Here is a 22,328-nt window from a genome sequence, read left to right as displayed (position 1 = left end):
CATTGAAATGGGTAAAATTGAAAAATTGTATTGAGAAAAGCATGACGGGGTGGTACAATGCCCGCCTTATACCGGGGCGTGGCGCAGTTTGGCTAGCGCGCTTGACTGGGGGTCAAGAGGTCGCAGGTTCAAGTCCTGTCGCCCCGATAGCCATCAGGCAGGCAAATTCCCTTATTTGCCTGCCTTTTTTCTTGCGCTTAAACCAGCGTATCAATGTGTGTCTCGGGGTGGTCGAGCCTTAATGATATCACAGCAATCTCAGACGGATGGGGAATTTTGAAAAAAGACGCATTGTGTCCAGAATTAAAAGACGAGATATAACACAAATTGTCGCCAAAATCGTTCCTGTTCTGCCCAAAAAAAGCATTGCAAACCAAATCCTGGTTGTTATAATGATAACCCTGTTGAAAATAGGGAAATTGAATGAGCCGCATGGGGCGGCTTGAAGTCTCTGAAAGGTTTTTTTACAGTATGTTGACAAAAGACAAAAAACAGCAAATTATTGAAGGTTACAAAACCGCAACCAATGATACCGGTTCGCCGGAAGTGCAAATTGCCATCCTGACGGGCCGGATTAATGAACTTACGGAACATCTTAAGGTTCACCCCAAAGATCATTCCTCTCGCAGAGGCCTTCTGAAGATGGTCGGTACCCGTACATCGCTGCTTAAGTATGTACGCAATAAGGATTTGGATCGGTATCGTCAGATCATTTCCAAACTCGGACTTCGCAAATAAGCACGCGGTCCGTCAATGGCGCTGTGGACGGCCGCTTCTATTGCGGCCCAAAACACGACGTTGTAGATATAAAATAAAAACCATACTTGAGAAGGTACCAGATATATGTTTAATGTGCATCGAGTACAAAAAGAAATCGGCGGCAAATTAATCACACTCGAGACCGGACGCATTGCGCGTCAGGCTCATGGGGCCGTGATTGCCTCATGTGGTCAGACTATGGTTCTGGCTACGGTTTGTGTTGCTGCTCCCCCAAAAGAAGAAATTGATTATTTTCCGCTGAGCGTCGATTATCGTGAAAAATACAGTGCAGCGGGCAAATTCCCCGGCGGTTTTATGAAGCGTGAGGGGCGTCCTTCCACAAAGGAAGTCCTGACCGCCCGGATGATTGACCGTCCGATTCGTCCTCTGTTTCCGGATGGTTATTTTAATGAAGTCCAGATCATGGCTCAGGTTATCAGTGCCGATACCGACAACGACCCCGATGTGCTGGCGATGATTGCTTCCAGTGCGGCGTTGTCTATCAGCAAGATTCCTTTCCTGGGGCCGCTGGGAGCGGTGCGTGTCAGCCGAATCCATGGTCAGTATGTGCTGTTCCCGACATACAAAGAAGTCGAGACCAGTGAAATGAACCTCATCCTGGGCGGCAAGCGTGATGCGATCAATATGATTGAAGTGGATGCCCAGCAGGTCTCTGAGGAGATTGTCGCCGAGGCAGTCAAGACGGGCCATGCGGCCATTTGCCAGGTTTGCGATCTGATTGATGAGCTGGTTCAGCGCTGTGGGGTTGCCAAAGAAGTTGAACTGTTTGAACTGGAACAGGCACTGATTGATGAAGTCCAGCAGGCCTGTTATGAACCGCTTTATAAGGCTTACCAAATTAAGGTCAAGGCGGAACGGAATAAAGCCATCAGCGATATTACCGAGCCATTGTTCGATAAATATTGTGTTGCTGCCGAAGGGACTGCTCCCCGATGCACCAACGTCCAGCTTCGGCGGATTCTGGAGATTGTCCAGAAAAAAGCTGTCCGCAGGTTGTTGATGGAAGGCCGCAGGCCTGACGGCCGAGGCTATGATGAAATTCGCCCGATTAGCTGCGAGGTGGGGGTGTTGCCCCGTTCGCATGGGTCGGCCCTGTTTACCCGCGGGGAAACCCAGGCTCTCGTATCCTGTACACTCGGTACCGGGCGAGATGAGCAGTTAGTCGATGGCCTCATGGAAGAATATGGCCAGAAGTTTATGCTGCATTACAGTTTTCCGCCGTTTTCGGTTGGGGAAGTCAAGCCCATACGCGGACCGGGACGCCGTGAAATCGGGCACGGGGCCCTGGCAGAAAAGGCTCTTGAGCAGGTTCGTCCTGCCGAAGAGAAATTCCCTTATACCATTAAAATCAATTCGGATATCACCGAATCCAATGGTTCCAGTTCGATGGCGTCGGTATGCGGCGGATGCCTGGCGATGATGGATGCGGGGGTGCCCATTACGATGCCGGTGGCGGGGATTTCCATCGGGCTGGTTACCGAAGGCAGCCGCTATGAGCTGCTGACCGATATTATCGGCGACGAGGACCATTTCGGAGATATGGACTTCAAGATTGCCGGAACCGAAAAAGGGATTACGGCGATTCAGCTGGACATCAAAGCCGAGGGCCTGCCGCATGATATCATGGTTGCTGCCATGGAAAAGGCCCGTCAGGCGCGTCTGAAAATCCTGGGGATTATGAAGCAGACCATCGACAAACCGCGCGAGCAGCTCAGCGTGTATGCCCCCAAGATTGTGACGATCAAGATTGATCCGGAATACATCGGCAAGGTGATTGGACCTTCCGGCAAGACCATCAAAGGCATCCAGGAGCAGACTGGCTCGCTGATTGAAATCGAAGAAGACGGCACAGTGGCCATCAGTTGTGTTGGCGGTAATGGTCACTTGGTGGCTCGCGATATGATCGAAGCGATGACAACACCGCCTCAGGTGGGTCGCATTTATCATAATTGCAAGGTCGTCTCAATCAAGGAATTCGGGGCGTTTGTGGAATTTGCTCCCGGCATCGAAGGACTTTGTCATATCAGTGAAATTTCGGATTCTTATGTCAAGACCGTCGATGCGGTCTGTAAAGTGGGCGATATGATTTCGGTCAAGCTGCTGGCCATTGACGACCAGGGACGTTTCAAACTGAGTCGCAAAGCCGCGTTGCTCGAGATGAATAAAGAGAAAAAGTAAAAACCAGCGTCCAATGCATCCGGCGGTGTCCAAACCGCCGCCGGGTGTGTCCCTTGAACTCATTGGGGTCTTGCCGGCAGCAGTGGCCAGACAGAGGTGATTGATGAAATGTAAGGGGTCGTGGCAGTCCTCTTACCATAACGTGCGAAACTGCAGCTGTGCGGTACGAGTGCAGTGTGGTACACACAAAGGTCGGATTGTGCTCTGCGCAAGGAGGTTGTATGCCAAAAGGGACTGTGAAATGGTTTGATTATCGAAAAGGGTTTGGTTTTGTTGTAAACGAACAGGGATTGGATGTGTTTGTCCATTTCAGCAATATTCAGTGTGAAGGGTTCCGGACACTCAGGCCCGGGCAAGTGGTTGAATATGCTGAATTAAAATCCTCCAAGGGATTGCAGGGCAAAGAAGTCCAGGTGGTTGGTCCTTCGAGTCCGGAGGATAATACCACGCATAAACATCAATAACAGCGGATGTCGTCTCGACGACGTCGAATACGATAGACCAGACAGCGTTATACGTCGTTATGGTATGTCGTTGGATATAGTGAATTGTTACTATCGGCCGGATCGTGGCAAAAATACAGGGTGGCTCTAAACATTGCGTTCCAGCGGCAAAGCGACGATTTTTGCTCCCCGGCAAGGAAGGCCAGATACGTTTGATTTGGATAATCAAGCGGCTTTTGCCTGACACTGTCAGGGACAACAAGAGTCCTTGGTCCGCCCAAATGAATGATTAGAGGAACCCTAAAGTAGTACCCTATGCGAAAAGATGCGGTTGTACTGATTGTCGAGGAGGATTCACATCATTCCGAAGCGATGGCCGAGGCCCTGACTAAGGCCGGCGTCAGGGTCGTTCGTTCGGATGCCGTTTCGCATGCCCTTGAAGTGGTTTCCCAGAAACGGGTTGATCTGATTATTTCCGATTTATTTGCCGGTCGAAATCCCGATGGGATCGAGCTTTTGGACACCATCCGCAGGGATTTTTCTTCCATTCCGGTCATCTTGACCGCCGACAGCCCCGACCTGGAAGCCTGCAAAGATGCCATCCGTCGTGGTGCGTGGGATTTTCTGGTCAAGCCAGTAGAGGCCAAACGTCTTGTCGCTCTGGCGGAGCGGATTATTCCCTCGGTTGCGGTTCCCAAGGGGGCGTCGCTGGATTATGTCTTTCCCGGCGTGATCAGCCGTTCTCCGGTGATGCAAAGTGTGTTTCGCGTTTTGCGTCGTGTCAGCAAAACGGATCTGAGCATTCTCATTGAAGGCGAATCCGGTACCGGCAAAGAATTGACCGCGCGGGCGATTCATGAAAATTCTCACCGAGCGGATAAGCAGTTTTTGCCAATCAACTGTGCCGGCCTGAGCGAAAGTCTTTTGGAAAGTGAGTTATTTGGTCACGTCAAAGGGGCTTTTACCGGGGCCTTGAACGACCGCAAGGGATTGTTTCAGCTGGCCGACAAAGGCACGCTGTTTCTCGATGAAATCGGTGATATGCCTTTGCCGATGCAGGCCAAGCTGCTCCGGGTACTGGAGGATGGATTAATTCTGCCGGTTGGCGGCACCAGTGCCGTCAAAGTGGATGTACGCATCATCAGTGCCACCAATCAGGACCTGGCACGAATGGTCGAAGAAAAAAAGTTCCGTCAGGACCTGTATTTTCGCATCAAAGGAGTCAGCGTAACCTTGCCGGCGTTGCGGAATCGTCCGCAGGATATTCCTGAATTGTTCGGCTATTTCCTGCGTCAGGCCTGTCAGGAAATTGGCAGTGATATTCATTTGATTACCGAGCCTGCAATGCGGGCGATTATGAGCTATTCATGGCCGGGCAATATCCGTCAATTACGCAATACGGTGCGAATGATGGTGGTCATGTGCGATCATGATACCCTGGATTTGCGGGACCTGCCGCCGGAAATCGCCCGGGTCAAAGAGCTGGCTGCTCCGACGGAGACAGCAGCAGGGACCCTGACGGCAGGATTGCCGGATATGGCCTCCGGCTGTTCTCTGGAAGACATGGAACGGGAGCATATTCGTCGGGTTCTGGAAATGACCGGCAATAACCGCACCGAAGCGGCGAAGATTCTCAAAATCGGCGAACGCACCCTCTATCGCAAGATTAAAGAATACAACTTGTAATGCATCCTGCCCTCTTACAGGATCGCCTCAAACAGTTTGAGCATCCCGGCGTGCACCTTTCCATTGGTACATAAAATCTCTTTGGGCAGTCCGTCGCGAGTACCTCGCATGTCGCTGACGGTGGCCCCTGCCCGTTCGGCAATGAATGCACCTGCAGAAATATCATAGGGGTTGAGATTGAATTCCCAGAAGCCGTCAAACCGGCCGCAGGCCACATAGCATAAATCCATGGCTGCCGATCCGCATCGGCGAACATCCCGAATTCGCGGCAGAATATAGCTCAGGCAACGCAAATTAATGCACGCGTCCGCCTGCCGCAGACAGGCAAATCCGGTCCCCATCATACATTCGCTCAATTCCTCTTGCCCTGACACGTGAATGGGCTGGTCATTGAGCAAGGCGGGTCCGTCCTGGACGGCTTCAAACAAGTCGTGCATGGCGGGCTGATAAACAGCTCCCAACACAGTGTTGCCGTGATACTCAAGACCGATCGAGACGGAGTAAAATGGCTGTCCATGCAGAAATGAGGTGGTCCCATCGATGGGATCAATCACCCAGCAGTATTCATTGCCGGCGGTTTGTCCGCTTTCTTCACCATAAATGGCATGTTCCGGAAACCGCTGCCGGATGTGCTTGACAATAAATTGTTCAACAGCAATATCCGCTTCGGTCACATCATCCCGCCGGGCCTTCCGGCTGACGTGCAGGGTCTTGAGGTTTTTCTGGTACTCCGCGGCGATCTGTCCGGCCTGGAGTATCATCTCATGCAAAAAACGCTGTGTGGTTTGCAAATCGATCATGGGTATTGTGCTGGCTTTCTTTAAATGTCCCGGTCCACGGCCTCGGCGATGCGTTTGAGCCGTTTCATTAAATTCTTCAGCGTTGCCGGAGTGATGGATTGTGCTCCGTCGGAGGCGGCGTGTTCCGGATCCAGATGACATTCAATCAGCAGTCCGTCTGCACCGGCTGCCACGGCTGCCAGACACATCGGCGGTACCAGGTGGGCGTGTCCCGTCCCGTGGGACGGATCCACCACCACCGGCAGGTGTGTCAGACTCTGCAATTCGGCCACGGCTGCCAGAGGCAGGGTGTTGCGGACATAATTTTCAAATGTCCGGATGCCGCGTTCACAGAGAATTACATTTTTGTTGCCTGCATTGATGATATATTCGGCTGCCAGCAGCAGCTCTTCCAGCGAAGCACTCATCCCGCGTTTAAGCAGAACCGGCCGACTGGTTTTGCCCACAGCCTCCAGCAAAGGATAATGCTGCATATTGCGGGCACCAATCTGCAGCACATCAGAAAATTGAGAGACCAGCAGGACCTGATCGACGGCAACCACTTCCGTTACCACAGCCAGGCCCGTGACTTCCCTGGCCTCTGCCAGAATCTCAAGTCCTTCTTTGCCCAGCCCCTGGAAACTGTACGGACTGGTGCGGGGCTTAAAGGCTCCGCCCCGGATACCGATGCAGCCGGCATCCTGGACGGCCTTGGCGGTCTCAATCAGCTGTTTACGATTTTCAACCGAACAGGGACCGGCGATAACCCCTACTTTTCTGCCGCCCACCGGAAATGCCTGTGGACCGATGGCGATCTGTGATTTTTCTTTCTTGACCTCAAGCGAGGCGATTTTATACGGCGCCAGAATCGGTACGATTTTTTCGACCATAGGGGCATTTTCGATAGCCCCTTTATCGATACCGCGTTTGTCGCCGATACAGGCAATGACGGTACGGTCGGTACCTTGAATCACGTGTTCCTTGAGGCCGTACTCGCGTACCAGCTTCACCACATGCTGAACCTGTTCCTTGCCGGAACCGGGTTTCATTACAATAATCATATTCTTGCCTTTTCCTAAGCTAACCATGCTATTATAGTAAACGCTTGATTATACCGGATATGTACGGTTTTTCCAGTGGAAGACTAACGTTGAGGACTTTTTTATGCGACTTTTGATTATTTCAGATATTCACGGTCAAATGGATAATGTAAGGAGGCTTACCTCTGTATTGAAGGGGATAGAATTGGTCCTGATTGCGGGGGACATCACGACTTTCGGCGGCGCAGCGCATGCCGCGGCCATCCTTGAGCCGCTGTTGTCCCAGTCGGTCCCTGTTTTGGCAGTTCCCGGAAATTGTGACACGGAAGGAGTGGATCAATATCTTGAATCCGAACAAATCAGCCTGCAGGGGCGCTCCATACAGGTGGGAGGATATCTTTTTGTTGGGGCAGGCGGCAGTCTTCCGTGCCCGGGCATGACACCCAATGAATGCAGGGACAGCCATTTCGAGACGATTCTCAGTAAGGCATTATATCGAAACGAAGCCAATTCCTCATTTTCAGTATCAAAAAAACTGATTCTGATGACTCACCAGCCGGCCTTTGGAACCGCCGTCGATACGGTCGCTGGACGCAGCACCGGTAGCCCTTCGATTCGCAGATTCATCGAAACCCATCAGCCGGTTTTGGCGGTTTCCGGACATATTCACGAGGCTTTTGGGACAGACCAAATTGGCTCGACAATCCTGGTTAATCCCGGCCCGTTAAAGCAGGGGCGATATGCGACGGTGGATATTAAGGCGGATTCGGTTGTACCGCAGCTGCATACTCTGGATTAGCAGAGTCGCTAATTGGAAGATTTTTTCCTTTAAGCGAGCCTGTTTGTCTGGTACAATACCCACATAGTGAGAAGATGACTTGTTGAATGGCAGGTTCGACTATGGAACAATCACAACAGGCAAATTCCGGCAATCCAGAAGGGACAGGTTCGGGTTATGTCCATCCTCAATATGGTGATTTGGGGGTTCCCAGTTCAGTCGATACACGTCATCATCTTTCGCAGGAAGACTCCTATTTCGAAGACCACCCCTATATGCTCCACCTGTCGGTAACGGGGCGATGTAATGCCCGCTGTATCGGCTGTATCAGTTCATCCGTCTCATTTAACGAACACCCCTCCGAATTGCAATCCGGAGATTTTGATGTTCAGCCGCAACGGGACAGCAATGCGATCCGTCAGCTTCTGGCCGACCGAAAAGAAGACTATGCGGTGATTTGTCTGTATGGCGGTGAGCCGCTTCTGGAATGTGAAAAAATCCAGCAAACGATTGATTTGCTTTCGAGCAATCCGCCGCTGCCATTGCGGTATATGCTTTATACCAATGGTCAGCTTCTGGATGATTCCATTCGCCAGTATCCGCAATTATTCAGCAGGTTGTGGCTGGTTTCCGTTTCGATTGATGGCCAAAGCCAACAGCATAACGCCAATCGTCCCGGCACGGATTTGAACCGGATTCATCGCGGATTGCGAAATCTGTCACAATATCCAACGGCGTCGGTGCTGATGTGGTCCACGCTGCGTGAAGGCCAGTCATTAACCGATTGCTTTGAGGAATTTTTGTATCTTTATGAACACGGCCTGGCTGACCACTGGTTTTTTCACTGGATAGGAACCGAAAAACCGTTCCAGGACTTCAACCGGTATTTGCAGGAGTATGAAGCTCAGCTTCGTCAAGTGATGCATATCTACCTGGAATTTCTAAGCCTTGGGCGAATCCTGTCGATTGTACACATCTCTGAATTGGTGTTGTATCTGCTGTCCGGCAAGCTCCGCGGTTCGACGGCCTGCGGTGTGGAATTGGGGAAAAAATACGATATGGCCGGCGGCAAAATTATGGCGTGTGCGGATTTAGGCCCCCAATGGGTCTTTGGCCTGGTGGGGCCAGACGGCAATCCGGAAATACAGCCCAAAGAATTATCCCAGTTGATTGCCTACAAAAATGACCTGGGCTGCGGTTCGTGCGGGGTCCATCCCTATTGCGGCGGACGCTGTCCGGTAGAGGGGTTGATAGCATCCAGACAGCGTTTGTCCGAATATTGCCAGCTTATGCGATTGCATGTCGCTGTGGTCAAAGAATACCTGCCCCATATTCAGCGAGCCATGAAACTCCAGAATATCGATTTGCAGCGGCTTTATGACCATTCGGCGTTTTATGCCCAATTTACCGATGTTACCCCGTAAATTTAGGGCATATTCTCCCATTTTGGTTATTTTTCATACTTGACGCTCCCGCAGAATGCCGCTATATTATCACTTTCTTGAGGTTACAAAGCTGTTTTCCTGCAGCCATTGAAAGAGGATGAAGATCTTTGGGGAATGGTGTAATGGTAGCACGGATGGCTCTGGACCATCTAGTTGGGGTTCGAGTCCCTATTCCCCAGAATTTTGCCTCCCGATCCAGACGGGAGGCTTTTTTTGTGCGCATCTTGTGTTATACTATCCTGTCTTTGTGGGGTCGGGAAAACCCGACTGATTTTGAAGAAAATGGAAAGTCAAGGACGTCTTTTTCCGATATTAAAGACAGGACATTCTGTCCGGAATGCATGGTCTCTACAGGCCCTCGTCCGAGAAAAACGTAAATAAGCAAATAGAAAAGCCAAAAAGGAGTCTGGATGATTTATCAGCCCTCAAACAAGTTCGAGCACGACAGCAAACTGCTGATACCCGATGCTCGCCTTCAGGTTCAGTATCAGCGAACCCGTGAAATGACACTCGATGACCTCCTGCTGGAGAACCGAATTGTGTTCCTGATAGGTGAGATATCCTATCGTCTTGCTGCTGAAGTGATTATGAAGCTTCTGTATCTGGATAATCTCAAACGCGGTGTTGAAATCAGTCTGTATATCAATTCTCCCGGCGGTGCGGTGGATGATACGATGGCGATTTACGACACCATGCGTTTTATTGGCTCGCCGGTAGCAACCTATTGCATCGGTCGTGCTCAATCCGGCGGTGCGGTGATTCTGGCGGCCGGAACCAAAGGGCGGCGTCATGCTTTGCCTCATGCCAAGATTATGCTGCATCAGCCGTGGGGGGGAGTTACTGGCCAGGCCGAAGACATCCGCATTCAGGCTGAGGAAATCATCAAGTCCAAAAAAATGATCAATGAAGTGCTTGCCAAACATACCGGCCTGACCCAGGAAAAACTGGCCGAAGAGACCGAACGCGATAAATACATGTCCGCCGAAGAAGCCAAGGCCTGGGGGCTGATTGATGATGTACTGGGCGAGCAGGACCAAACCAAAGAAGACAAGAAATAACCGCCGAACACCGGCTTGACATAACGAGGCGACTATGACCTTTTCCAATAATTTGGTACCGATTGTAATCGAAAAGACCGGCCGCGGTGAGCGGGCGTATGATATCTATTCACGGCTGCTTAAAGACCGTATCGTGTTTCTCGGCAGCCAGGTCGATGATGATTCGGCCAATCTGATTATCGCGCAGATGCTGTTTCTGAGCAACGAAGACAGCAATTCGGATATTCACTTCTATATCAATTCCCCCGGCGGTTCAATTACTGCCGGCCTTGCGATTTATGATACGATGCGTTTTCTTCGCTGTCCGGTGGCGACGTACTGTGTCGGACAGGCTGCCAGTATGGGCGCGGTATTGTTTGCCGGCGGTGAAAAGGGCAAGCGGTATATCCTGCCCAACAGCCGGGTTCTGCTGCATCAGCCTCTGCTGCATGGCGAAATGGTGGCTCCGGCAACGGACCTCGAGATCGAAGCCAAAGAAATCCTGCGGCTTCGCAGCCGGCTGTATCAGATTCTGGCTGAGCATACCGGCAAGAACGTGGCACAGATTCAGAAAGACTGCGATCGCAACCTCTGGCTGGAAGCGGAAGAATCGGTCCAGTATGGTCTGGCGGATGCGATTTTGCGTAAAGAGCCTGAGATTAAGCACAGTGCGATTGAAGAATAATCAAGCGATTTGCATGCAGGCGGGACTATGATCAAAGCGTGTTGGGCTGCAGCGGTGATGGGGCTGGTTCTGAGCGGATGTTCGAGTTCCGACCCGAACGACTCGCTCTGGAGTCAGATCAAAAGCCTCGGTGGCGAAAGGGACACGCTGACGACCCGTGTCGAAACGCTTGACCAGGAAAATCAGCAGCTCCGTCAACAGATTCAGACGCTGCAGGCCGTCGATGCACAACAGCGTGCGGCAGTTCTGGATACGCTGGCCAAAATTGAAATCGGTAAACGTTCAGGTCTTTATGATAAAGACAATAATGGTTCCAAAGAGACGCTGGTGATTTATCTGGAGCCGATTGACTCTGCGCAGGATCGCATCAAGGCTCCCGGACGTGTGGAGGTGGAGTTGTGGAATCTGGATGCTTCCAATCCGCAGGCAGCGTTGCTCAAACAATGGATGGTCGAGCCGGAGCAGTTAAAAACCCTCTGGGCCGGGACATTGATGAGCAGTTTCTATCGTCTCAGTTTCCCTGTGGATGGCATCATCAAGGGGAATGAAAAAGGCTTGACCGTCAATGTGCGTTTTACCGATTACATTGCCGGCAAAGTCCTGTCCGCCCAGCAGCCGATTGTGCAATAACCCATTAAATGAGTATTCAACTCCAAACCAGGCTGCCGTTTGGGCTGTCTGGTTTGGGTTCTGCCCCATAGGACGGATGATTCCGCGGCGGCCACAGGCCGTGGTATGCCGCGAGTATTCCCCGGGTCCAGTCGCCCCGCATAGCCGCGTTGATAGTCCGTTGCTGGAAGCTGGCCGCGACGAAACCAAAGCACGAATGATGATCCTCCCCCAAAGCCAGCCTGGTTGTGTTGCCAGGACACGCTCAACCAGAATAATCATTTTCTTTCTGTGGCTATACAGGCTATAAATTATCCATAAATTTGATGCGGAATCATTTTCAAATTTTGCCGTTTCGAATTCAAAGTGGGGGTTGTTTTTTGTCGATACAAAGAGTGGATTTTCAATACAAGTAAGGTCAGGACAGATTGTCAGGTATAGTGTGTGGTTTTCAATACGAATACCTTAACCGCACTGAAAGTTGCAGAATGCAGGAAAAGTCCGATTTTATGGGAATGAACAAGATTGGTATGATGGGGTATAATATTGAGGCCGTTCAATGGGGGGACAAAGCAGAATTTGACAGCTCTACCCAAATGGCCTACAATAGAGATTAGGCGATTAGAAAGTGGATAAAAGAGAGCGGAAATAGCAGTCGAAATGGAATAATTGCGGTAAAAGACGGCATATAAATGCCTGAATCTTACCGCCGGGCAACCGGGCAATCATAAGGAAATATCTATGTTCGAACGTTTTACAGACCGTGCAAGAAAAGTGATGGCGCTGGCCAATCAGGAGGCTCAGCGTTTTAACCACGAATACATCGGCACCGAGCACATCCTTCTGGGCCTGGTTAAAGAAGGCAGTGGTGTCGGTGCACAGGTGTTAAAGAATCTGGATGTCGATATCAAGAAACTGCGTCTGGAAATCGAAAAGCTGGTCAAGAGCGGCCCGGATATGGTGACCATGGGCAAGCTGCCCCAAACCCCCCGTGCCAAGAAGGTGATTGAATACGCCATCGAGGAAGCCCGTTCGCTCAATCACAATTATGTGGGTACCGAGCATATTCTGCTGGGTCTTCTGCGGGAAACCGAAGGCATCGCCGCCCAGGTCATTATGAGTCTGGGATTGAAACTGGAAGATGTCCGTCAGGAGGTGTTGAACCTGTTGGGGGCCGGCGTGGAAGACAATGCGGGGACCTATCCTCCCATGGGGATGAAGATGAATCCTCCGGCCAATGGCGGAACGACGGCCGGTGTCAAGCCCAAGAGCAAGACTCCTGCTCTGGACAGTTTTGGTCGTGATTTAACCGAGCTTGCTGCCAAGGGTGAACTGGATCCGGTTATTGGTCGGTCCAACGAGATTGAACGTCTGATTCAGATTTTGTGCCGTCGAACCAAAAACAATCCGGTGCTGCTGGGTGAAGCTGGGGTTGGCAAGACCGCGATTGTCGAAGGCCTGGCTCAAAAAATCGATCAACATCAGGTTCCTGAAATACTTAAAGACAAGCGAATCGTGGTGCTGGACCTGGCGATGATGGTGGCTGGGACCAAGTATCGCGGTCAGTTTGAAGAACGCATCAAGGCGGTGATTAATGAAGTCCGTCGTGCAGCGAATGTGATTCTGTTTGTCGACGAACTGCATACGCTGGTTGGTGCCGGCGGGGCGGAGGGTGCCATTGATGCCTCCAATGTGCTCAAGCCCGCTCTGGCCCGCGGTGAGGTGCAGTGCATCGGTGCGACTACTTTTGACGAGTATCGCAAGTATATCGAAAAGGATGCCGCACTGGAACGCCGGTTCCAGACCATTATTGTGGAACCGCCCAGCAAAGATGAAGCGGTGCAGATTCTCAAGGGGCTGCGTGACCGCTATGAAAAGCATCACCGTGTCAAATTTACCGATGAAGCCCTGTTCCAGGCGGTGGAGCTGTCCAGCCGTTATATCTCGGGCCGCTGCCTGCCGGATAAAGCCATTGATGTAATCGACGAAGCGGGAGCCCGCGTGCGTCTGAAAAATATGACGCCGCCGCCGGACCTGGCGGAGTACGAGGCCCGCATCGAAAAACTGCAGCTTGAAAAAGATGAAGCCGTTCGCAATGCTGATTATGAACGAGCGGCAGCACTGCGTGACGATATTCAGCGGATTCTCGACGAAAAGGCCGAAATTCAGCGGCAATGGCAGGAAAAGAACGATGAAGTCATCGGCGAAGTTGATATCGAAGTGGTTGCTGAAGTCGTCAGCAAAATGACCGGTGTGCCGCTGACCCGTCTGGAAAAAGAAGAAGCTCAGAAACTGCTGGAGCTGGAAGCGGAATTGCACAAGAAAGTGGTCTCACAGGACGAGGCTATCAATGCCATCGCCAAGGCGGTTCGTCGCAGCCGCAGCGGCCTGAAAGACCCCAATCGGCCGATGGGCAGCTTTATCTTCATCGGTCCCAGCGGCGTCGGCAAGACCCTGCTGGCCCGAGCCCTCGCTGAATTTATGTTTGGCGATGCCGATGCGATGATCCAGATCGACATGAGCGAATACATGGAAAAGCACAACGTCAGCCGTCTGATTGGTGCTCCTCCCGGATACGTCGGTTACGAAGAAGGCGGCCAGCTTACCGAACGCATTCGCCGCAGGCCCTATGCGGTGCTGCTGCTGGATGAAATCGAAAAGGCGCATTCGGATGTCTATAATATGCTGCTGCAGATTATGGAAGAAGGCCGCCTGACCGACTCCTTCGGCCGCCATGTGGATTTTAAAAACGTCATCCTGATTATGACCAGCAATATTGGCGCCGACCTGATTAAAAATCAATCCGGCTTCGGTTTCGGCAAACGGACTGAGCAGGCGAATTACGAAAAGATGAAGGAAATGCTGGACAAGGAAATCGAGCGGCATTTCCGTCCCGAATTCCTCAACCGTCTGGATGGCCAGATTGTCTTCCGTCCGCTGACCCGCAATGACCTGCAGACCATTGTGGATTACGAACTGAACAAGGTCTTCAAGCGGCTGCTGGAACATGGTCTGCATCTGGAACTGGATCCTGGTGCCAAGGAATTTCTCATCGACAAGGGGTATAATCCTGAATTCGGCGCACGTCCGCTGCGACGGGCAATCGAACGCTATATTGAAGACCCGCTGTCTGAAGACCTGCTGCGCGGCAAATTCAAAGGCAAGAAGCTCATTCGCATCAGTGTTCAGGACGAAGATCACCTGAAATTTGAAGGGATAGAAACCGATCAGAAAATGGATGATTCCACGGTGGTTGTAAATACGGCCAATCCCGAGTCGTAATCCCGCTGGAATAAGCATCGACACGCAGGCGGCGTTACTCGATTAACACTGCCGCAAACAAGGTGGTAGGATGATTCAGGAGTTTATTCACCGGGACACATTTGCCCGGCATTGTGGGATCGAGTTAATTGAGGTTGGCCAGGGATTTGCCAAAACCAAAGTGACGCTGGCGAACTGGCATCTCAATGGGTTAAATATGCCTCACGGGGGGATTATCTTTACGCTGGCTGATGTGGCCTTTGCTGCCGCGGCCAATTATCGAGGGATTCCGACGGTTGCCTTAAATGTTAATATATCGTATCTGAAAAGTACAGAGTCAAAGACCCTGTATGCTGAGGTTCGGGAAGTCAATGAAGAGGGGCGGGTTGGCTCCTATCAAGCCAAAATCACCGACCAGACTGGGCAAATCATTGCGATTTTTGAGGGACTTGGGTACAGAAAGTCGATAAAATAATAATGTTCAGCAATAGGCCTCCTTTTTCGGGCGTCTGGCATTCTGAAAAGTCAATAACAGCCAAAGAGGGCTTTATTGGTGTCAACAAAAGGAAAATTCAAGACAGGAAAACATGGAGAATCAAGTATGAAAAAGATGCTTTTGGGATTAACCGGCGTAGTTATTTTGACCTTATCACTGGCAGCCTGGGCGGCCGAGGAACAAACCACTCAAACCCAAGACCAGACAACGACCCAGCAGGCTCGGCCTCGTACCAATCCAAATCGTCCAATCATCACCAATATGGACCCCGAGCAACAGCGTGCCCGCCAGGAAATCCGTGGTCGTGGTCCCTGGCAGGATCCGGCCTCACGCGGTCAGGCTGCCGGCACTGCTCAGGAACTGTATCAGAATGCCCAGCAGCGTCGTCAGCAGCAGCATGACGAAGCCATCAAGGAACTGGAAGAGCTTAAAAAGCTGGCTGAAAGTGAAAATGCCACAAAGACTGCAGCCGCGATTCAGAAAATGATTGACAAGCAAAATGAAGAATACAAAAAGCAGACCGAAGAATCAGAACGGCGCCGTGCCCAATTCACCGAATTGATGAGACAGCGTCAGCAGCAAGCTCAGGACCAGAGTCAGGGACAAGGTCAGGGTCAGAATCGACCGGCTCGTACAAGACAAGGTGCTCAGGATACCACCACATCGCCTGCCGCTGAAAACACCCCCAAAACCGATACCGCTGCAAAGACTGAAACCACCACGAATTAGCCTGGCATCGCCACCACGTGATTTTGCGGATTTTCAATGCCCGCTGGCTCTGTGCCTGCGGGCTTTTTTGTTTTCTATTGCTCATCCAACCGACAATCTCAGCCTGAATTAGTCTATATTGATAAATGGCAGATGGATATGGCTGCACGCCGGAGTCTGTAATTGACTTTAGGCCGGAAAAGGTCTATGATTGCCTCGATACAAAGCAACGTTAACTTATGGAGACATTATGGCAGATAAAGGTTTTTCCCATCTGCATTTACATACACAATACTCGCTTTTGGACGGGGCGATTTCATTCGACCGGCTGTTCAAACGCTGCCAGCAGCTCGGGATGGATTCGGTGGCGATGACCGACCACGGCAATATGTTCGGAGCTGTTGAGTTTTATACCGCGGCCCAAAAAACAGGTGTCAAACCGATTTTGGGAATCGAGGCCTATATTGCACCCGACTCACGTTTTGAAAAACAAAAAGGGGGTGGTGTCAAGGAAAATGCCTATCACCTGTTGCTGCTGGCCGAAAATAACACCGGCTACAAAAACCTGATGAAATTAAGCAGTATCGGATATACTGAAGGTTTTTATTACCGTCCGCGTATCGACAAGGAAGTGCTTGCCCAGTTTAACGAAGGCTTGATTTGTACCTCAGCCTGTATTGCCGGCGAAGTGCCGGTGCAGCTGCTTCAGGGCGGCGAAGAAGCGGCCCGAAGGGCGATTGAACAATATCTCACCATTTTCGGGCCCGAACGATTTTTTGTCGAGATCCAGGAACATGAATCCAATGAACATCCGCAATTGGGACAAATGCTGGCAGACCTTGCCCAGCGGATGGGTGTCGGCGTGGTTGCAACCAATGACGTGCATTTTCTGGAAGCCGAGGATTACAAGGCTCACAATGTCCTGTGCTGTATCAGTACTGGCAAGAAAGTCAATGACCCCGATCGGATGGTGTATCCGCCGGATGTGTATCTGAAAAGTCCCGACGAAATGCGGCAGCTGTTCCCGTATGCGCCTCATGCCTGTGATATGACACTGGAGATTGCCAAACGGTGCAATGTGGAGCTGGATTTGAAAACCCGCCACGCGCCCAAATATACCCCCGCCGATGGCAGCACACCGGAGGACTATCTATCCCGGCTGGTTTACGAAGGTGCCAAGCGACAGTATGGTACCATCACCCCCGAAATCCGGGAACGCATCGAACGCGAACTGGAGGTCATTTCGGGCAAAGGTTTTGCCAGTTATTTCCTGATTGTCTGGGATTTCTGCAATTATGCCCGTGCCAACAATATCCCTGTGGGGGCCAGGGGAAGTGCCGTGGGTACGGTGGTCGGGTATTGTCTGGGTATTTGCGATGTGGATCCGATTCGCTACGATTTGCTGTTTGAGCGATTTATGGACCCGCAGCGAACCGAGATGCCTGATATTGATATTGACATTTGTCAGGATGGACGCGGCCGAGTGCTGGAGTACGTCCGCGGCAAATATGGTCATATTGCACAGATCATCACTTTCGGAACGATGAAGGCCCGTGCGGCGATTCGCGATGTCTGCCGGGTGATGGATGTACCGTTGTCGGAGGCGGACAAACTGGCCAAGCTGGTGCCGATGGAATTGAAGATGACCCTTGACAAGGCGCTGGAAGTTGAGCCGGATTTGAAAAAGGCCTACGATGAGAATCCGCATTATCGGGAAGTGATCGACGTGGCCAGGAAGCTGGAAGGGCTTTGCCGGCATGCTTCGGTTCATGCCTGTGGCGTGGTGATTGCCGATGCCCCGCTGACCAATTTTCTGCCGCTGTACAAGCAGGGCGATTCGGATGATTTGATTACGCAGTTTGAAGGTCCCATGGTCGAAAAAGTCGGCTTGCTGAAGATGGACTTTCTGGGGCTGCGGACGCTAAGCATCATCCAGCGGGCGATTGACTTGATCCAACAGATTCACCACCAGAAAATTGATATCGAAAAAATTGACATCACAGATCAGAAGGTCTATCAGGAGGTCTTTGCCAAAGGCAAGACCAAAGGGGTGTTCCAGTTTGAATCCGGCGGTATGCAGGACATGCTGATCAAGCTCAAGCCCGACCGGCTGGAAGATCTGATCGCAGCCAATGCATTGTATCGTCCCGGCCCGATGGCCCTGATTCCTGATTATATTGACCGCAAACACGGCGGCAAATGGACCGTTCCGCATCCGATTATGCGGGAGGTGCTCGAAGAAACCTTCGGCATTATGGTCTATCAGGAACAGGTCATGCGGATCTGCAACCGGCTGGGGGATATCCCGCTGCGTGAGGCGTATGGGCTGATTAAGGCGATCGGCAAAAAGATGCTGGATAAAATAGCCTCGGCCAAGAAAGTATTTGTCGAAGGCTGCGTCAAAAAGGGTCTGACCGAAGCGGTCGCCGAAGAAATCTTTGAATTGATTGAGCGATTTGCCGGTTATGGTTTTAATAAAAGTCACGCAACCCGCTATTCCTTTGTGGCCTATCAGACCGCCTGGCTGAAGACCTATTACCCGGTGGAGTTTATGGCGGCACTGCTGACCTATGAAATGGGCGACACCGACAAAATTGTGGAGTATATTGGTGAATGCCGGAGCATGGGGATCGAAGTCCTGCCGCCGGACATCAATGAAAGTTTTGTGGATTTTACCGTGGTGTATAATAAGGAACATGGTGCCGCCTCCGGCAGTGTGATCCGATTCGGACTGGCTGCCGTTAAAGGGGTGGGGGCCAGGGCGGTTGAACAAATCATCGCGGCCCGCCAGAAAGCAGGGCGGTTTAAGAGTCTGTTCCATTTCTGTGAAAATGTGGATTTACGGGCCGTGAACAAACAGGTGATGGAAGCCCTCATCAAAGCCGGGGCGTTTGACAATCTCGGGGGCAGCCGCGCTCAGATGATGGCCGCTCTCGAAAAAGCCATGCAGGCGGGGGCCTCGATGCAGGTCGATACGCATCGCGGACAGATGAATTTTTTTGGTGCCGGCGGCTTTGGCGATGACAAATCCGATGTCCAGACCCTGCCCGATGTGCCGCCATGGCCCGAAACACAGATGCTGGTGTATGAAAAGGAAGTCCTGGGCTTTTATGTAACCAGCAACCCGCTGAGCAAATACGCCGAGCAGATCGATGCCTATTCGACCTGCAACACCGCCCGCCTGTCTGGGATGAAAGAAGGTGCCGAGGTAGTTATCGGCGGCATGATCAGCAAGGTGCGGACGATGCTGACCCGCAATGGCAAGACCGCCGGACAGAAAATGGCCGTGCTGGAACTGGAAGACCTGCAGGGCAAGTGTGAAGTGGTGCTGTTTCCCAAGGCCTACGAACAATTCGGAGCCATGGTCGAGGTGGACAAGGTCGTTTTCGTTCGCGGCAAGGTGGATACCCGCCGCGAAAACCCCAATATTCTGGCCGATGAACTGATTGGCCTGGACGAAGTGGTCGATAAACTGGCTGCCCAGGTCTGGATCAACCTGTTCAGCCACGAAATCAGCGAGGAAAAAATCAATCGCATCAAGAGCCTGTGCAGCTCCTATCGCGGCAAAAGCCCGCTGTATGTCCGGGTTCAGACCGGCGGTTTTCAGATTGTCGCCATGGCTGACCGGAGCCTGTCGGTCCGGCCGGATGCGGATTTTTATCATAAGCTCGAATCGGTCGTCGGTGCCGGCAAAGTGCGGCTCCGGTCAAATTAATTTGAGACTGGAAAACTTACCCTATATAGCTGCGGTGATAATCTGCTGCTGGAAGCTGGCGGCTGAAAGCTCTTTGGTCGCGACAAACTGGGAAATGATAAATAGGATCAGTATAAATCATGAACATTATGGATATTGTTAAATCCCGCTGGCCGGAACTGCTGATGATACTGGGGTTTCATGCCTGCGCCTTGTTTCTGTTCGGGGATATCGATCTGCCGCAGACGCCGGACGAACAGCAGCAGTTTTCTGGCAGGCAGTTCCTGCTGGGTATGGGAATTGCTGCGATGGCGATTATCAGCCAGATGATGCTTTGGGGCTTTTTGCGTACCGTAGCGGTCAGCCAGGCCCAGCCGATTCCTCCCGGACAATTGCTGGTCGCGGGACGGTGGTATTTCTGGAAACTGTTTGCCTTTCAGATTATTTTAATGCTGCTGCTGATCCTGGCTGCCTCCCTGCTGCAGGTGGTGCTGACGTTGTCCTTATATGGCAGTGCGGCTGTGAATCACAGTCCGGTATGGGTTCAAATCGTCAGCCTGTTGACCGCCTGGGTGATATTTTTGAAGCCTTTTTATTTTGTTCCCGCTGTTGTTCTGGCCAAGGATATCAGCCCGCTGGAATCACTCCGGGCTATCCGGCTGCTGAATCTATGGGAAATGAAACCCTTTCTTTCGATGGTGGTCATTTTCTTTGGGGCCGTGGGGGGTGTGGAATCGCTGTCGGGTCTTGTGAATCGGGGCGATTTGCTGTATTATCCTCTGCTGGCGCTGCAATCGATTGTGATGTCGGTGGGGGTCATTGCGGTCTTTTTATCGGCAATGCTGGAAGTCTTGGGGCGGATTCCCAAACCCTCCCGGCAGCAAACGGAAGGCGAAAACGATGAGTCTTGATTTTCACGGGAAATTTATCGTGCTGGACGGCCCCGACGGCTGCGGCAAGACCACCCAGCAGAAACTGCTGTCGGAGTGGATTCAGGGTTGCGGTGCCGAGGTGGTCTGTTTCCGCGACCCCGGCACGACGGCCATCGGCGAGCAGATTCGCACGATTCTGCTGGACCCCGCTCACACGGCGATGGGGGATAATGTTGAAGTCCTGCTGTATATGGCGGCCCGCGCTCAGCTGTGGAAAGAATGCATTGCTCCGGCCCTGAAAGCCGGTACGTGTGTCCTGATGGACCGCTGGCTGTCCAGTACCTGTGCCTATCAGGGGCGTGCCGGCGGTTTCGGTGTCGAAAAGGTCGTTCGTATCGCTGAAGAATCGCTGGAGCGGGTCTGGCCGGATGCGACAATCATTCTCGATGTCGATATCCAGACTGCCGCGGCCCGGATGAATCGTCCGCTGGACCGCATGGAACAAAAAGGAAGCGGCTACCACCAGCGCGTCCGTGAGGGCTTTCTTGAATTATGTAACCATTACAGCGGCATTTTCAAAGTGGATGCAACACGCTCCGCGGTGGACGTACAAAACCATATTCGTGTCATCCTTGAAGGCTGTTTCGGTGGGCGGGTGGAATGACAACACAAGCCGTTTCATTACAATCCATTTTTTGTCAGGATAAGGCTATCGGTCAGCTTCAGCATGCCTTTGCTGCCGGGAAAATGGCTCATGCCTATATTTTTGCCGGTTCCGATGGGGTTGGCCGGGCCACTACGGCCAAAGCCTGGGCCAAAATGCTCCTGTGCCGCAATCGTGTACACAGGCAAACGCCAGCGGGTTCATTTTACGACAGTTGCGGAGTCTGTTCTTCCTGCCGCCTGTTCGAAGGCCAGGGGCACCCCGACTATGTCTCGATTTACAAGGAATTGCTCTCCTTCACCCGGGATGGCAAAAATCGCAAGCCCCCGCTGGATATGCCGATAGACGTCATCCGCGAATTTCTGATCGAAAAAGTGGCTTCTAGACCGCAGGAATCGGACTATGTTGTTTATGTGATACACGAGGCCGAGAAACTCAACATCCCCGGCCAGAACGCCCTGCTTAAGACCCTCGAAGAGCCGCCGTCGTTTTGTGTGATTATCCTGCTGTGCTCCAAAGTCGAAGCATTGCTGCCGACAATCCATTCCCGCTGCCAGATTGTCCGTTTCGGTGCCGTGGACCGGGAACATATCATGGCTGCTCTCAAACAGCATGGGATTGCTTCCGCAGCCGCCGGCTACTGGGCGGGATTCAGTGATGGCTCGCTGGGGCAGGCTCTGACCTGGGCCCAGCTCGAATGTGATGGCAAAAGTGTGTACGACATCAAAAAAGACCTTGTCGTGCGGCTGGGTGAGTTTCGCCTGGCTGATACCATTGAGCTGGCCGAGTGGCTGTCCCAGGCGGCCAAGGCAGTCAGCGGGGCCCTGAGCAAAACAGCAGGCCAGGTCAGCTCCACCGACATCAACCGCCGCGGCCAGAAATTGGTTATCCAGATGGTTCAATGGGCGGTCTATGACGCGATGCGCCTTTTGCTGGGCCTGTCAGAGGGGCTGGTCAATTGCGATCAGGCCGATTCCATCCAAAGTCTGGCTGGCCGGCTCGATTATGACCGGGCCGCAAAAGTGGTTCTGCAATGCCAACAAAAGATACAATGGATCGACAGTAGTGTAAATGAGAAACTGATTTTTGAAGGGTTATTGTTAAATCTGGCCGGAGTGGATATACTATCGACCTCTGTGTCTTGATTAAAGTCAAATAGGACTCGACAAAGAC

18 protein-coding genes and 2 tRNA genes are annotated in these 22,328 nt (G+C 52.0%); 18 read left to right on the top strand and 2 right to left on the bottom strand.

Features of this window, described 5'->3' with window-relative positions:
• Positions 1-72: 72 nt before the first annotated feature.
• From ACQ9LF_RS10525 to ACQ9LF_RS10505, 5 genes are all read left to right on the top strand, one after another.
• Positions 73-147, top strand: a tRNA-Pro gene (locus ACQ9LF_RS10525).
• A gap of 324 nt (positions 148-471) precedes the next feature.
• Entirely contained in the window at positions 472-738 is a 267-nt protein-coding gene (gene rpsO / locus ACQ9LF_RS10520) for a 30S ribosomal protein S15 (RefSeq protein ID WP_462489358.1), read from the top strand.
• Positions 739-843: 105 nt separating this feature from the next.
• Entirely contained in the window at positions 844-2,958 is a 2,115-nt protein-coding gene (pnp, locus tag ACQ9LF_RS10515; RefSeq protein ID WP_462489357.1) for a polyribonucleotide nucleotidyltransferase, read from the top strand.
• Between the two features lie 221 nt (positions 2,959-3,179).
• Complete coding sequence (locus tag ACQ9LF_RS10510) at positions 3,180-3,422, top strand: cold-shock protein (protein ID WP_462489356.1); 243 nt, start codon at positions 3,180-3,182, stop codon at positions 3,420-3,422.
• 294 nt (positions 3,423-3,716) lie between these two features.
• Entirely contained in the window at positions 3,717-5,087 is a 1,371-nt protein-coding gene (locus ACQ9LF_RS10505; RefSeq protein ID WP_462489355.1) for a sigma-54-dependent transcriptional regulator, read from the top strand.
• 14 nt (positions 5,088-5,101) lie between these two features.
• On the opposite strand, the gene ACQ9LF_RS10500 is transcribed toward ACQ9LF_RS10505, so the two are convergent.
• Both ACQ9LF_RS10500 and aroF read right to left on the bottom strand, forming a co-directional pair.
• Positions 5,102-5,887, bottom strand: coding sequence for an inositol monophosphatase family protein (locus tag ACQ9LF_RS10500; RefSeq protein ID WP_462489354.1), 786 nt, complete (start codon positions 5,885-5,887; stop codon positions 5,102-5,104).
• 20 nt (positions 5,888-5,907) lie between these two features.
• Complete coding sequence (gene aroF / locus ACQ9LF_RS10495) at positions 5,908-6,927, bottom strand: 3-deoxy-7-phosphoheptulonate synthase (RefSeq protein WP_462489353.1); 1,020 nt, start codon at positions 6,925-6,927, stop codon at positions 5,908-5,910.
• 103 nt (positions 6,928-7,030) lie between these two features.
• On the opposite strand from aroF, the gene ACQ9LF_RS10490 reads away from it, so the two are divergent.
• From ACQ9LF_RS10490 to ACQ9LF_RS10430, 13 genes are all read left to right on the top strand, one after another.
• On the top strand, positions 7,031-7,705 hold the full coding sequence (locus tag ACQ9LF_RS10490) for a metallophosphoesterase family protein (protein ID WP_462489352.1): 675 nt from the start codon (positions 7,031-7,033) through the stop codon (positions 7,703-7,705).
• A 101-nt stretch (positions 7,706-7,806) separates the two neighbouring features.
• The gene (locus tag ACQ9LF_RS10485; RefSeq protein ID WP_462489351.1) at positions 7,807-9,108 is read left to right on the top strand and encodes a 4Fe-4S cluster-binding domain-containing protein; all 1,302 of its coding nucleotides are present in this window, start codon (positions 7,807-7,809) and stop codon (positions 9,106-9,108) included.
• A gap of 129 nt (positions 9,109-9,237) precedes the next feature.
• Positions 9,238-9,308, top strand: a tRNA-Gln gene (locus tag ACQ9LF_RS10480).
• A 231-nt stretch (positions 9,309-9,539) separates the two neighbouring features.
• Positions 9,540-10,187 carry a ClpP family protease gene (locus ACQ9LF_RS10475; protein ID WP_462489350.1) on the top strand — a complete coding sequence of 216 codons (648 nt, stop codon included), beginning with the start codon at positions 9,540-9,542 and terminating at the stop codon, positions 10,185-10,187.
• Between the two features lie 34 nt (positions 10,188-10,221).
• Positions 10,222-10,851 (top strand): ATP-dependent Clp protease proteolytic subunit, encoded by a 630-nt coding sequence (locus tag ACQ9LF_RS10470; RefSeq protein ID WP_462489349.1) that lies wholly within the window; start codon positions 10,222-10,224, stop codon positions 10,849-10,851.
• A gap of 27 nt (positions 10,852-10,878) precedes the next feature.
• A complete protein-coding gene (locus ACQ9LF_RS10465; RefSeq protein ID WP_462489348.1) occupies positions 10,879-11,481 on the top strand; it encodes a hypothetical protein in 603 nt (200 codons plus the stop codon).
• A gap of 720 nt (positions 11,482-12,201) precedes the next feature.
• Positions 12,202-14,742, top strand: a complete 2,541-nt coding sequence (locus ACQ9LF_RS10460; RefSeq protein ID WP_462489347.1) for an ATP-dependent Clp protease ATP-binding subunit — start codon at positions 12,202-12,204, stop codon at positions 14,740-14,742.
• 70 nt (positions 14,743-14,812) lie between these two features.
• Positions 14,813-15,196 (top strand): PaaI family thioesterase, encoded by a 384-nt coding sequence (locus ACQ9LF_RS10455; protein WP_462489346.1) that lies wholly within the window; start codon positions 14,813-14,815, stop codon positions 15,194-15,196.
• Positions 15,197-15,322: 126 nt separating this feature from the next.
• Positions 15,323-15,946, top strand: coding sequence for a hypothetical protein (locus tag ACQ9LF_RS10450; RefSeq protein WP_462489345.1), 624 nt, complete (start codon positions 15,323-15,325; stop codon positions 15,944-15,946).
• 229 nt (positions 15,947-16,175) lie between these two features.
• Positions 16,176-19,640 (top strand): DNA polymerase III subunit alpha, encoded by a 3,465-nt coding sequence (locus tag ACQ9LF_RS10445; protein ID WP_462489344.1) that lies wholly within the window; start codon positions 16,176-16,178, stop codon positions 19,638-19,640.
• 119 nt (positions 19,641-19,759) lie between these two features.
• Positions 19,760-20,530: a hypothetical protein gene (locus tag ACQ9LF_RS10440; protein WP_462489343.1), complete on the top strand. Its 771-nt coding sequence runs from the start codon at positions 19,760-19,762 to the stop codon at positions 20,528-20,530.
• Positions 20,520-21,155, top strand: coding sequence for a dTMP kinase (gene tmk, locus ACQ9LF_RS10435; RefSeq protein WP_462489342.1), 636 nt, complete (start codon positions 20,520-20,522; stop codon positions 21,153-21,155). The genes ACQ9LF_RS10440 and tmk overlap by 11 nt, the downstream gene beginning before the upstream one ends.
• Positions 21,152-22,300 carry a DNA polymerase III subunit gene (locus tag ACQ9LF_RS10430; RefSeq protein WP_462489341.1) on the top strand — a complete coding sequence of 383 codons (1,149 nt, stop codon included), beginning with the start codon at positions 21,152-21,154 and terminating at the stop codon, positions 22,298-22,300. The genes tmk and ACQ9LF_RS10430 overlap by 4 nt, the downstream gene beginning before the upstream one ends.
• Positions 22,301-22,328: the final 28 nt, after the last annotated feature.

Source organism: Anaeroglomus insulsum (assembly GCF_050689095.1).
GTDB classification, from domain to species: domain Bacteria; phylum Planctomycetota; class Phycisphaerae; order Sedimentisphaerales; family Anaerohalosphaeraceae; genus Anaeroglomus; species Anaeroglomus insulsum.
Note: the sequence above shows the minus strand (reverse complement) of the source record. Positions and strands in the feature narration are given on the sequence as shown.